This window comes from Janthinobacterium breve, from assembly GCF_051380895.1.
Taxonomy (GTDB): domain Bacteria; phylum Pseudomonadota; class Gammaproteobacteria; order Burkholderiales; family Burkholderiaceae_D; genus Janthinobacterium.
Genome location: NZ_JBNYXY010000003.1, coordinates 473,701 through 484,927 on the forward strand (window position 1 = coordinate 473,701; position 11,227 = coordinate 484,927).

Sequence of the window (11,227 nt, forward strand, 5' to 3'; positions counted from 1 at the left end):
AATTAAAAGCTTTCCCACTCATCCACTGGCGCCGTGCGACGCGCCGTGCTGGCCAATTGACGCGACGCCGGTGCGGACGCGACTACTACCGGCGCCTTGACTGGTGCGCGCGGCCGGCTCACGGCGGCGCTGGCAACGTCGAGCTTGAAGATGCTGACCACGGCGCTCAGGCTGGCCGCCTGCTCCTGCATCGATTCGGCCGCCGCGGCCGCCTCTTCTACCAGGGCCGCATTTTGCTGCGTCACCTGGTCCATCTGGGCGATGGCCTGGTTGACTTGCTCGATACCGGCGCTCTGCTCGCTGCTGGCGGCAGTGATCTCGCTCATGATGTCCGTCACGCGGGTGATGCTGGCAACGATATCATCCATCGTGCGGCCCGCCTGGTCCACCAGTACGGATCCCGCCTCGACTTTCTCGACAGAATCACCGATCAGGACCTTGATATCCTTGGCCGCCGCAGCCGAGCGCTGCGCCAGGTTGCGCACTTCGGTGGCCACGACGGCAAAGCCGCGCCCCTGCTCGCCCGCGCGCGCGGCCTCGACGGCGGCATTCAGGGCCAGAATATTGGTCTGGAAAGCAATGCCGTCGATGACGGCGATGATGTCGACGATCTTGCGCGACGAGGCATTGATCGACGCCATCGTGCCCACCACTTCGCTGACGACCTTGCCGCCCTCGATGGCGATGCTCGACGAGGTCAGCGCCATGGTGTTGGCCTGGCGCGCATTATCTGCATTCTGTTTGACGGTCGAGGTCAGTTCTTCCATCGAGGAAGCCGTTTCTTCCAGCGAACTGGCCTGCTCTTCCGTGCGCGACGACAAATCCTGGTTGCCGGCGGCAATCTGGCTCGACGCCGTAGCAATGGTATCAGTGCCGCTGCGCACCTGGCCCACCAGGTTCTGCAGGCTGGCATTCATGTCTTTCAGGGCCTGCATTAATTGCCCTGTTTCATCTTGCGATTGCACAACGATATGCGCCGTCAAGTCGCCGGCCGCCACCTGGCGCGCCACGCCAACGGCCGCGATCAACGGGCGCGCCACGCTGCGCGCCACCCACAGCGCCAGCAGCATGCCGATGACGACGATGCCCACCAGCAAACCGATCAGGCTGGCGCGCGAGGCCGCATACGTTGCATCGGCGCTGGCACTCGAGCGCACGCCGCCGTCCGTGTTAATCGACACCAGCTTATCCAGGACCACCATCATGTCCGCCATGACCTTGGCCGACGGTCCCACGGCCAGCGCGCGCGCCTCTTCCTTCTTCATCTCGCGTGACAGGCTCAGCATGGCTGCATGCAGGCGCATGAATTCATCGTTGAGCGCCAGGAAGCGCTCGAAGACTTCCTGCTCGCCCGGTTCGGAAATCAGGCGGCGGTAGTTGTCCCCATCGGCCTTCAGCTTGGTCTGCGTTTCCGTCATGCGCGTTTCATTCTGCGCCATGTCGGCATCCTGCGCGGCCAGCATGTGCGCCAGTTCCCAGCGGCGGAAATCGCTGACGTCGCTGCGCATGGACATCGCTGCCAGCACGCTAGGCATCCAGTTGGTGGACAGGTCCGTCGACGCGGTATTGATGCGCGCCATGGAAAAGATCGCCGACACGCCCAGCGCCGCCGTCAACAACAGCACGGTGCCAAACGACAAGATCAGCTTGGTGGCAATTTTCAAATCAAAAAACCATTTCATGCGTTGCATTCCTTCATTAAACGGGTAAACGGGACAAGACAGGCGCGCGCACAGGCACATGCATGGCGCCAGCAATGAGGGCAGGGTGAAGCGGAAGTGGCCAGGGTTAAGAGCAAGCGCAGCAACTCCTATCGAAACGCGCATCAAATTTCCACAAGGCAACATCTTATCACCGTCGTGCTGTCACGCAGAGTGGTTTGACCGCGGCCTGAGTCCAAAGTTCGCGTGTAGCGGGCAGCGTGTCGCATTTTGCCCAGGCACCGTTGTTTCCACAGGGGAAAATGCAGAAGCATGCGTAGGAGTCGGATGACACGAGGCAATGTTCCTAGCCTACATAAGCGCGTCGGCTCATCCGATGCCCACCCGCGTCCCCTCGTCCTATAGTGGATACAAGATTCAGCACAACGCTAGCAAGCCAGAAAAGCAGCGCCATCCAACAAAATCAGAAAACGAGGCCCTACCATGTACAAAGCTTATAGCAACCTGACCCCAGCAACGAATAGCCACGCCGCCGCCCAGCACAACTGGCAAGCCGCGTCAACAACGCCCATAATCAGCATCACGGGCGCGCAACAGAACGAATTGCTGCGCGCCTTGTCGCGCACCGATCTGGAGCGCCTGTTTTGCCAGTTGGAACTGGTCGCTTTGCCTGCTGGCAAGCACCTGTTCGATTGCGGCGGCAAGATTGAATACACGTATTTCCCCACCAACGCCATCGTTTCCCTGCTGTATGTAATGGAAGACGGCGCCACCACCGAGATCGCCGTCATCGGCCGCGAAGGTGTCGCTGGCGTGGTGCTGTACGAAGCCGAGCGCGCCACTTGCACCGCCATCGTACAGACCGCTGGTTACGGCTACCGCCTGAAAACTGCCTTCCTGCGTGAAGTGTTCAATGAGGGTGGTGCGCTTGCGCAATTACTGATGCGCTACACCAGCGCCATGTTTGCGCAAATGGCGCAGAACGTGGTGGGCGGCCGTCATTGCAGCATCGAACAAAAACTGTGCCGCTGGCTGCTGGACCGCCTTGACCGTTCCCTGTCGAACGAGTTAAAAGTTACGCAAGACACCATGGCCAACATGCTGGGCGTGCGCCGCGAAAGCGTTACCGTCACGGCCCGCAAGCTGCAAGACGAAGGCCTGATCCAGTATCGCCGCGGCACGGTCGAAGTGCTCGACCGCGAAGGCCTGGAAGCGGCCGCCGGCAATTGCTACAAGGCAGCGCGTGCCGGTTTCGAGCAGTTTCGCAGCGGCATCAGCACACATAACTAAGTAATCGGCGCTAATGAATCAGCGCAAGCACGCTTCGGCGTGCTTTTTTCATTCCAGTGCATGCACCAGATTTTTCGCACGATACCCCGCAGGCCAGTTTCAGCCACGCGGCTCTACGCCACACACCAGACGTGACTCATCGGCAACGCTACTGGCGACCGGCCACCAGCCCGGCCTGGCATCGTCAAACGAGTGGTACTCGGGCGCAAAGGCTGCCTGGGCAGCATCATCAAAACTACCGACCAGCAAGGCTAGCGTGGGCGCATCGTCGATGGCGCCGATGGAACTGCCGCAAGCGGCGCAAAAGGCCCGGCTGGAATACCCGGAAGAACGGTAGGTGGCCGGTGCACCGGCCGTGCCCGTCCAGCGCACTTGATCGCGCGCAAACTCCATCCACGCCACCGTCGGCGCGCCCGTGTGCTGCTGGCAATTTCGGCAGGAACAGCTGTGCGGATTGCTGCCCTCGCCGGTCACCTCGAAGCGCACCGCGCCACATAAACAGCCGCCTGCCTGCACCACTTTCTCCATTGCCTCTCCTCGTTTGCACCGTTGCGTACCCCGCCAGCTGGCACGTACCCGGTACAATATTGCCATAAACCCCTCCCTGGCGCGGCGCGCAGCGCATCGCGCCGGCACTATGAAAGAATGAATGGAAGACATCAATTGTGTAGGCTTGCCGCATATCCGCGTACTGGCAGGCGAAAACACAGACGGCCCCGTGTATGAAACCCTGCCGGCACGCCAGATTGACGAGCACGTCTACGAACTGCTGGCCTCGCCCGGGCTGACCCTGAACCTGGCGCGCGGCGACATCGTCAACATTGCCGACCCGCTCACCCCCGCCGAAGTATTAAAGCGCGGCGGCAACTTCTGCATCCAGATCTACGCCGACGACGTGCCGCAAGAAGCGGTGGACCAGCTCGAACGCGACGTGCAAAGCCAACTGGGCGGCACCATGGACGGCCAGTACAAGGGCAATCTTACCTTCAGCGTGCCGGGACACCACGGCATCTACAACGTCAACGGCCCCTTCGACGCCTTCCGCACAGCGACGGGAGTGGAATGGTACTTCGCCAATATCTACGTCAACCTCGATGACGACGACGATGAAACCTTGCTCAACTGGTGGGTGGATATGTAAGCATGCCCGTGCGCCAGGCAGGGCCATGACACATGTCGATGCTCCGTATTGCTCTGGCACACATCAAGCTGCTTGCCCGCGCCCTGCATACGCTCTCTCTATCGTCAACCACAGAGAGAAACGCTATGCCTACCTTGCGCGCGCCGACTATGCAAAGCCAATCGTGGGAAATGGCGAGTGCGTTACCCTGGTCAGACACCTCACTGGCGCCCACGCCTCATCGCTTTGACGCGAAGGAGACAAAGTGCCGGACCTGCTGGAAAAAGGCGGCATGTCGAAAGGCACGGTGATTGCCACCTTCGTCAACGGCCGCTACCTGCGCATGGCTTTGCCAGAAATTAAACAGTGCACCGCGGCCATTAAACAACGAACGAAAATGGTCAGGTTTCGGTGTAACTAGGCAACGCGGCTGGCATTCAGTGGAGCTGATACCGCTACCGAATTGAGGCATGAATAGATCGTTCCCGTCAAATTGGCTGCAGCCTGTCCTCACCGCCCGCCAGCGCCCCCTGTGGCCGGCACCAGACGAACTTGCCCGTGGCGGGCTGGTACAGCAAGGGTCCCTCGTCAAAAATGGCCAGCAGACAAGGCCAGCATCTGGCAAGCGCGGCCGGCGTCAGCGCGTAGACGAGCGCGCGGCTGGCCATGAAAAAGACGGGTACCGCCTCGGCAGCGTGAAAGTGGGAAGAAAGAAACGCGGCCACGCGGCCATCCTGCGTCGGGTGCTCTCTGAAAACGGCATCAAACTCGGCCAGCCAGTCCGGGCCCGATACTGTCGGCTGCAGGCAGCGCCCCTCGCGCAGCCGCATGGGGTGTATTTCATCGGGATGGGCCGACACATGGCGCGTCCACAGTTGCGCCGCAGCATCGGGTGTCAGCGCTTGCACCTGCTCCAGCATCTCTGCCGACACGGAAAAATCGGCATCGAAGAACGGTCAGTCCCGCTCAGGCGGCAACGACCGGCCAGCGTCGTCGCCCAAGACTCCTACGATTGACATATCGCAAGGTAGCTGCCGAGCACCTTGTCCATGCCCTGCTCGATGCACTCGACCACCAGTGCATGGCCTATCGACACTTCCAGGATGCCGGGAATCTCCAGGAAGCGCGCCAGGTTGTGCAAATCGAGGTCATGCCCGGCATTCACGCCCAGGCCCAACGCCTGTGCCCGCTGCGCCGCCTGCAAATACGTGTCAAATACGGCATCGGCCTGCGCGCCGCCATAACTCTCGGCAAACCGCTCCGTGTACAGTTCAACGCGCGCCGCGCCCACCTCGCGCGCCCATTCCAGCGCCGGATAATCGGCATCGACAAACAGGCTGACGCGGATGCCCAGGTCATTCAATTGCGCAATGGCGGGACGCAACAGCGCCGCATGCTTTTCAATATCCCAGCCGTGATCGGAGGTCAGTTGGCCCGGTATATCGGGCACCAGCGTGCATTGCGCCGGACGCGCGCTTTTCACCACATCCAAAAAATCCGCCGCCGGATAGCCCTCTACATTCAGCTCGCGTCCCCGTTCCGCGCACAGGCGCTGCAACGGCTCAACATCATCATAGCGCGCATGACGCTGGTCCGGGCGCGGGTGCAAGGTGATGCCGGCGGCGCCCAAGTCGAGAAAGCGCGCGGAAAACGCGGGCAGGTCCGGGAAATTGCGGCCGCGCGAATTGCGTAGCAGGGCGATTTTATTGACGTTGACGGAAAGCTGGGTCATGAAAGGAAATGGAGTGAAGGTAACGAGTCTGGCAGCGATTGTAGCGGTTCTCCCGCACAGGGCACGGCCAACCGAACTCAGCGCTACATGCTACGATGCAAGCTAGATTTCCACGCTTTCAATACATACCATGACCTACCAGCTATTCCTGTTTGACCTGGACGATACCCTGCTCGATTTCAAGGCGTCTGAAAAACGCTCGTTCCTGCACACCATGCACGAACTGGACTTGCGCGACGGCATCGACGACCTGTTCACCCAATACCAGGCGATCAACGTCGATCTGTGGAAACGTTTCGAGACGGGTGACGTGAGCAAGGATTTCCTGAAAGTGGAGCGCTTCCGCAAGACGTTTGCACTGAACGGCATCGCCATCGACCCGGAACTGGCCAGCCGTTTGTATCTGGAGTCCCTGCCGGACACGGTCGTGCTCATCGATGGCGCCAAGCAAGTGTGCGAAACGCTGTCGCGTATCGGTGAAGTGGGCATTATCACCAACGGCGTCGAATCCATCCAGAATCGTCGCATCGCCGCCTCCGGCCTGAGCGACTACATTTCCTTCGTCGCCACCTCCGAAGCGTGCGGCTACGCCAAGCCGGACGTGCGCTTCTTCGAATACGCGGCCAACATGGCGCGCGCGTTCAGCAAGGAAACGACCATCATCATCGGCGACCGCCTGGACGCCGACATCCTCGGCGCCAACCGCTACGGCATCGACAGTTGCTGGTTCAACCCGGACAGCATAGCCAATACCTCGGCCGCCGTTCCCACTTGTGAAGTGGCCAGCCTGCATGACATCGTGCCGGCGCTGGACCTGATGCAAGTCAAGCTGAAACAGGCTTGATCCTGAACAAACGCACCACCTGAAATACGCTGGCAGCAGCACGAAAACAGGCCGCTACTCGCGTACCATCAGGACTCATCCATCCCGGTGCCAGCCCATGCCTCCCTTCATCGTCCTGCTCGCCATCGCGGCCTTGATCCTGTTCTTTGTCATGCTGGCCACGCGCCAAACTGGCAAGTCGCGCGGGCCGCTGAGGCTGCAAAAAAAATCCGTCATGACGGCGCGCGAACAACAGATGTACCAGCTGCTGCAGACTGCCTTGCCGGAATGCACAGTGTTGGCGCAAGTGGCGTTTTCAGCGCTGGTGACGGCAAAAGGATGGGCAAACAGAAACCGTTTCGACCGCAAGGTGGCCGATTTTGTCCTGTGCAGCCAGCAACTGAACGTCATCGCCATTATTGAGCTAGACGACCGCAGCCACGCCGGCCGCGAACGCCAGGACAAGGAACGCGACGCCATGCTCAGGCTGGCCGGCTACGTGACCTTGCGCTATGCAAACTTCCCCAGCCAGCAAGCGCTGCGCGCCGATGTCGAACAACTGCTAATGAAAAAAGCCGGCGTCGTATCTGCCTGATTACACCATCCAGACATCAGTCGCGCGTCAATACTTCCAGTAACTCAATCTCGAAGATCAAATTGGAATTCGGCGGAATCAAACCCACCTGCCGCTCGCCATACGCCAGCGCCGCCGGCACCCACAGCTTGCGCGTGCCACCGACCTGCATGCCGTGCAAACCCAAAATCCAGCCCTGGATGACCTTGTTATTGCTCAACACACAGCGAAAAGGCTCGCCCCGCTGATACGACGAGTCGAACTCCGTGCCATCTTCCAGCCAGCCCCGGTAGTGCGCCATGATCAGCGCGCCGCGCGCCGCCGCCTTGCCGTCACCGACGACGATATCGTCAATATTCACTTCAGCCGTCATCTCGTTTCATCCTTCATCAAAGCACCAAGCCGCGATTGTACGACAGCACGAAAAAAGCCCCGGCAGTCACCCGCCGGGGCTCGTTCTATTGCTGCTAAATTCTGGTGGGCCTCCCGTGAGTCGAACACGGCACCAACGGATTATGAGACACATGCTCTACAAAATGCAGCCAAGCATCATCTCAAACCTTCACTAATAAAGTTTAAAAAACACTATTTCATCTTAAGCAATAATCTTACCTGTATCCAAGAATTCTGCGGCTACCTCTGCAAAACCAGACATCACTTCACGATGTTCAGATGTCTTCATCTCAGCCACCTCATGAGCATCTGGCTCTTCCAAGATAAAGATCAACAGATAGTCCCCCTTGCCGTTCGAAACGTACACGAGTGCCCGATCACTGGTCTTTCGACTCTTACGCTTGAACTTGACGTTCCATTGCGCCAACTGTGCGATATCGGCAATGGGGACCAAATGAACATGCCTAAGCATATATTTCTTGCCATCTACGTTCGGACGCGCGTAAGCGCCATCCTTACCAAACCATTTGCTACTGTACTCGTCGCCTGCCTTCCAGTGCTCAAACTGCGACAAAAACTCATCAACGTTCAAGCCCTCAGCCAACATTGTTTTTTTCAAAACCTCAGTAATTTGTACGCCCATAGCTTTTCATTATAGTTTTTCACTCAGCCATAGAAAAAGCCGCTGAGATAGCAAGATGCTATTCTACAACGGCTTGGTGGCTTTTCTGTGAATTACCTACAGGCAATAGCCTATCAACGCGAGCGCTTGACTCCTGCGAACAACCTATGAGCAGTCTCAAAAGTAAATTGCTTACTGTTGTGAATACCAGTAAACAGCTCTAAAGCCTTGTCAGAATGATCAACAACGATACCATCTTGCGCATGAGCGCCGCCCCCACTTTTCAGTGGAAAAGATGAATTCACTGCATGTTTTTTTGAATTTTTCATTATAGGGCCTCACCGTATGGGACCATCTACTTAATCGAATATGATTAATTCTAACATATAGTCCGTATCTCTATACACTTCCGATGATGCGGCGATTCTTCTGAGGATGATGCGGTGACTCTTCTGAGGATGATGCGGCGATTCTTCTGAGGATGATGCGGCGACTCTTCTGAGGATGATGCGGCGATTCTTCTGAGGATGATGCGGTGATTCTTCTGAGGATGATGCGGTGATTCTTCTGAGGATGATGCGGCGACTCTTCTGAGGATGATGCGATCGCTCTTCAGAAGATGATCCGGGAACACATCATTCAGCAGGTCATGCCTCAACAGGCGACTGTGCAACGCCCAAGCTATAGCTTGAAACCATCAGCATAGGTAAATTGGCAGCATGAACAGCCAAATGACCTGCCGAAAAGTGAGCGTAACGCCTTACCATCTGCGCCGACTGCCAGCCGCCCAACTCCTGCAACACGTGCAATGGCGTACCTCGCTGCACATGCCAACTCGCCCACGTGTGCCGCAAGTCATGCCAGCGAAAATCGTCAATACCACAACGCTTAAGAGCCTTATACCAAGCTGCTATAGTAGCAGCAACTACTGGCTCACCGTTGTACGCAAAAACTCGTGTCACATGACGACCACGCTGCAACGTAAGCACGCGCATAGCGTCATCATTAAGGGGCACAACAATGGCCTTGCGGGTCTTACTCTGATCGGGATGTATCCACGCAACACGCCTATCAAGGTCAATCTGCGACCAGCACAGGCCAATCACATTCCCCTTGCGTAGGCCCGTAGCAAGACTGAAGGTCACCATATGAGCCAAATGCTCAGGCAACTCAAACAATAGCGCAGACGCCTCCCCATGTGTCAGGTAACGCACCCGACGATCAGGCTCCTTCAGCAATCTAACCTTCGGAATAGCATCAACCCATTCCCAATCAACACAAGCTCGGATCAAAACTGAGCGTAACAACGCTAACGTCCTGTTGACAGTACCATTCGTAACACCTGTAGCACGCTTTTTCTTCGTGATCGCATCCACAACAGAACGATTTATATCGTTTAGTTCATAACCAGACAATAGCGGTTCAAGCCAGCGAAAAATACACCTATCAGAATGTAAAGAAGCCTTATCAGCCTTCTCAGTTAACCAGCGATCAACTGCCTCACACCATGTCTTACCAGACAGCGATTCCAACACCAATCCAGCAACTACCATCTTACGCCTCACAACAATGTTGCCATAAACCAACTATATCAGAATGGACAGTCATCCGTCGTCTCAGGCAAGCCGGGAGCCGTCGCAAGGTAGACAACGCCCAGTCCGTTGTTACACCACGTCTGCAACCCATCCATACAATGCCCTTCAATCGCACGGAAAGCAGCCTGTGCGGCGCTAAGCATCGACGTGCAGCCCAACAGGCGCCATGAGTGGACTTCGGGCACCACAATGCCCTTAGAGCGAAAATAGCGTTTCTGATCGAGCGCCCTGCACTGCATTTCCTTGCCGCAATACTTTGCAATGTAGCTGGCGATCTTGTGCGCGCCAGTGACGCCAAAGCCAAAGCGATGCGGATCGCGGACGTTGACTTGCCCCATCTGTTCACCGTCCGGCCCCCGGCCCAAGACGCTTTGCCAGATCGAACGCAGGAGCGCGTACATTTGCCGGCCGGCCACCGCCACATGGAAGTGCAGCGCGCCGCGCTCTTGTTCCTCGATGACGGCAACATAGTGAAATTGTTTGTGCTTGCCGAGCTTGCGGCAAAATGCTTTCCAGTGCTTGAGTGCTGTCTCACGATCCACCATATTTTCTCGATACGTCAGCGTAACCATGCGATCAGCGCCGATCTGTTTGCAGCAATGTTTGACATTCTTCTTCGCACGGCGGCCAGCATCATCATCGTTTGCCTCGCGGTTTTCGGACTCCCCGCGCTTAGCCTTCGTTTTAAGCAGCCTAGCCGGGCCTACAAAGTGCCGTTCCTTGGTTACGGTCACTTCGCACTGTCCATCCGGAAAAACCCGCTTACGGGCCGTATAGTTGTCGTTCCATGTGTTCTTGATCCCATCATCGTCCCACCACTCCGGGCGATGTTGCGCAGATGGCTCTACAGGCGAGAAATCAATTGACGCTAAAGCGTTTTCATAATCTAATTCGGTCATTCGGTAGTCCTGTAACGGCAGGTTTATCGAAGGCCCCGGACATTTAGTAGATGCCTGGGGCTTTTTTTTGTCCATCAAAAAACTGTTCTGAAATCCTGTACTTCACTTGCCCGTAACTGCGATTTCTACTGCTGTGTTCTTAAGTGTCCCTAATACAAGTTTAGCGGCGCTTCGCGCCGCCACCCGCGCTGCGCACAGGTAGCGGCACGAAGCTTTCCGCTACCGCTTGCGCAGCAATTGCTGACGCAATAATTTCTCGATCACCTGATCCGGCGTCACGTCCTTGAAGCGGACATATGCCTTCAATCCTTCCAGCACCTTCGCATCCACATGCACCGTCAGAAATGCCTTGCCATCGTCACGCAAACGCCCCCTACGCTCTTTCTGCCGCTGTGCACTGGTCTTTGCGGCGCCAGTAGCCGGACGCCCCCTGCCGCGTTTAATCGGGCCGAGTAGATCAATCGTCTTATCATCCTCAAGCTGTTTCATATGCATACTTTCAAAACGGTTTTTCAGAG

General features: G+C 57.2%; 14 protein-coding genes and 1 pseudogene. 5 read left to right on the forward strand and 10 right to left on the reverse strand.

Annotation, left to right across the window (positions count from 1 at the left end; genetic code table 11):
* Positions 1–2: 2 nt before the first annotated feature.
* Complete coding sequence (locus ACQ4W0_RS07545; protein ID WP_436576185.1) at positions 3–1,682, reverse strand: methyl-accepting chemotaxis protein; 1,680 nt, start codon at positions 1,680–1,682, stop codon at positions 3–5.
* Positions 1,683–2,144: 462 nt separating this feature from the next.
* On the opposite strand from ACQ4W0_RS07545, the gene ACQ4W0_RS07550 reads away from it, so the two are divergent.
* Positions 2,145–2,951, forward strand: a complete 807-nt coding sequence (locus ACQ4W0_RS07550) for a Crp/Fnr family transcriptional regulator (protein WP_436576186.1) — start codon at positions 2,145–2,147, stop codon at positions 2,949–2,951.
* A gap of 99 nt (positions 2,952–3,050) precedes the next feature.
* Here ACQ4W0_RS07550 and ACQ4W0_RS07555 read toward each other — a convergent pair whose 3' ends face one another.
* Positions 3,051–3,479 carry a GFA family protein gene (locus tag ACQ4W0_RS07555; protein WP_436576187.1) on the reverse strand — a complete coding sequence of 143 codons (429 nt, stop codon included), beginning with the start codon at positions 3,477–3,479 and terminating at the stop codon, positions 3,051–3,053.
* A 121-nt stretch (positions 3,480–3,600) separates the two neighbouring features.
* Here ACQ4W0_RS07555 and ACQ4W0_RS07560 point away from each other — a divergent pair, with 121 nt between their 5' ends.
* Positions 3,601–4,092, forward strand: coding sequence for a DUF4265 domain-containing protein (locus ACQ4W0_RS07560; protein WP_436576188.1), 492 nt, complete (start codon positions 3,601–3,603; stop codon positions 4,090–4,092).
* Positions 4,093–4,336: 244 nt separating this feature from the next.
* Positions 4,337–4,492 carry a hypothetical protein gene (locus ACQ4W0_RS07565; RefSeq protein ID WP_436576189.1) on the forward strand — a complete coding sequence of 52 codons (156 nt, stop codon included), beginning with the start codon at positions 4,337–4,339 and terminating at the stop codon, positions 4,490–4,492.
* Between the two features lie 67 nt (positions 4,493–4,559).
* Here ACQ4W0_RS07565 and ACQ4W0_RS07570 read toward each other — a convergent pair.
* Both ACQ4W0_RS07570 and ACQ4W0_RS07575 read right to left on the reverse strand, forming a co-directional pair.
* Positions 4,560–5,012 (reverse strand): annotated as a pseudogene (locus tag ACQ4W0_RS07570) (DUF2947 family protein); the annotation flags it as partial.
* Positions 5,013–5,077: 65 nt separating this feature from the next.
* The gene (locus ACQ4W0_RS07575) at positions 5,078–5,803 is read right to left on the reverse strand and encodes a pyridoxine 5'-phosphate synthase (RefSeq protein WP_436576190.1); all 726 of its coding nucleotides are present in this window, start codon (positions 5,801–5,803) and stop codon (positions 5,078–5,080) included.
* 130 nt (positions 5,804–5,933) lie between these two features.
* Between ACQ4W0_RS07575 and ACQ4W0_RS07580 the strand changes: the two genes are divergently transcribed.
* On the forward strand, positions 5,934–6,647 hold the full coding sequence (locus ACQ4W0_RS07580) for a YjjG family noncanonical pyrimidine nucleotidase (RefSeq protein WP_436576191.1): 714 nt from the start codon (positions 5,934–5,936) through the stop codon (positions 6,645–6,647).
* Positions 6,648–6,744: 97 nt separating this feature from the next.
* Positions 6,745–7,221 carry a DUF2726 domain-containing protein gene (locus ACQ4W0_RS07585; protein WP_436576192.1) on the forward strand — a complete coding sequence of 159 codons (477 nt, stop codon included), beginning with the start codon at positions 6,745–6,747 and terminating at the stop codon, positions 7,219–7,221.
* Positions 7,222–7,237: 16 nt separating this feature from the next.
* Here ACQ4W0_RS07585 and ACQ4W0_RS07590 read toward each other — a convergent pair whose 3' ends face one another.
* From ACQ4W0_RS07590 to ACQ4W0_RS07615, 6 genes are all read right to left on the reverse strand, one after another.
* Complete coding sequence (locus tag ACQ4W0_RS07590) at positions 7,238–7,573, reverse strand: FKBP-type peptidyl-prolyl cis-trans isomerase (protein WP_436576193.1); 336 nt, start codon at positions 7,571–7,573, stop codon at positions 7,238–7,240.
* A 222-nt stretch (positions 7,574–7,795) separates the two neighbouring features.
* Complete coding sequence (locus ACQ4W0_RS07595) at positions 7,796–8,236, reverse strand: type II toxin-antitoxin system YafO family toxin (RefSeq protein WP_436576194.1); 441 nt, start codon at positions 8,234–8,236, stop codon at positions 7,796–7,798.
* Positions 8,237–8,349: 113 nt separating this feature from the next.
* The gene (locus ACQ4W0_RS07600; RefSeq protein WP_436475505.1) at positions 8,350–8,544 is read right to left on the reverse strand and encodes a hypothetical protein; all 195 of its coding nucleotides are present in this window, start codon (positions 8,542–8,544) and stop codon (positions 8,350–8,352) included.
* A 318-nt stretch (positions 8,545–8,862) separates the two neighbouring features.
* On the reverse strand, positions 8,863–9,768 hold the full coding sequence (locus ACQ4W0_RS07605) for a tyrosine-type recombinase/integrase (protein ID WP_436576195.1): 906 nt from the start codon (positions 9,766–9,768) through the stop codon (positions 8,863–8,865).
* Positions 9,769–9,806: 38 nt separating this feature from the next.
* Positions 9,807–10,709: a rolling circle replication-associated protein gene (locus tag ACQ4W0_RS07610; protein ID WP_436576196.1), complete on the reverse strand. Its 903-nt coding sequence runs from the start codon at positions 10,707–10,709 to the stop codon at positions 9,807–9,809.
* A 219-nt stretch (positions 10,710–10,928) separates the two neighbouring features.
* Positions 10,929–11,198 carry a hypothetical protein gene (locus ACQ4W0_RS07615; RefSeq protein ID WP_436576197.1) on the reverse strand — a complete coding sequence of 90 codons (270 nt, stop codon included), beginning with the start codon at positions 11,196–11,198 and terminating at the stop codon, positions 10,929–10,931.
* Positions 11,199–11,227: the final 29 nt, after the last annotated feature.